The 642-nt window shown below is 68.7% G+C and carries 1 protein-coding gene; it reads left to right on the top strand.

The genetic code is table 11. The features are described 5' to 3' along the window. Position 1: 1 nt before the first annotated feature. The coding region (locus IF89_RS44185) for a transposase (protein WP_420707027.1) at positions 2-642 on the top strand (641 nt) is incomplete at its 3' end.

Below are 642 nucleotides of genomic sequence, written 5' to 3'. Positions count from 1 at the left end.
CCTGTCCGATGCCCGGTGGGAGCTGGTCGAGCCGGTCCTCACCGCCTGGCGGTCCGAACGCCGCGGCCGCGGCCTGGACATCGGCCGCCCACCGGACCACGACCTGCGCAGTCTGCTGGACGCGGTCCTCTACGTGAACCGGACAGGGATCCCCTGGCGCTACCTCCCGCACGACTACCCGCACTGGAACACCGTCTACGCCTACTTTGCCCGCTGGCAGGAGGAAGGCGTGTTCGACCACCTCAACAGCCTGCTGCGGCGGCAAGTCCGCAGGCAGGAGGGCCGCGAGGAGGAACCGACCGCCTGTGTCACCGACTCCCGGAGCATCAAGACTTCCACCAACGTCCCCGCCTGCGAGCAGGGCATCGATGCGGGCAAGAAGATAGGACTCGATCGCCGGCCAGACCCTCATCGAACGGGTCGCCGCCGACCATCCCACCGTCCGCAAGGCCTGGGTGGACGGCGGCTACCGCCAGCACCTCGCCGAACACGCTGCCACCCTCGGTATCGACATGCACATCGTCCGCCGCGACCCCGCCACCAGGGGTTTGCCGTCCTGCCACGTCGTTGGACAGTCGAGAGAACGCTGGGATGGCTGATGAACCACCGCCGCCTGGCCCGCGATTACGAGGCCAAGCCCCA

Source organism: Streptomyces sp. NRRL F-2664, assembly GCF_000719345.1.
In the GTDB taxonomy this organism is placed as follows: Bacteria; Actinomycetota; Actinomycetes; order Streptomycetales; family Streptomycetaceae; genus Streptomyces.
Note: the sequence above shows the minus strand (reverse complement) of the source record. Positions and strands in the feature narration are given on the sequence as shown.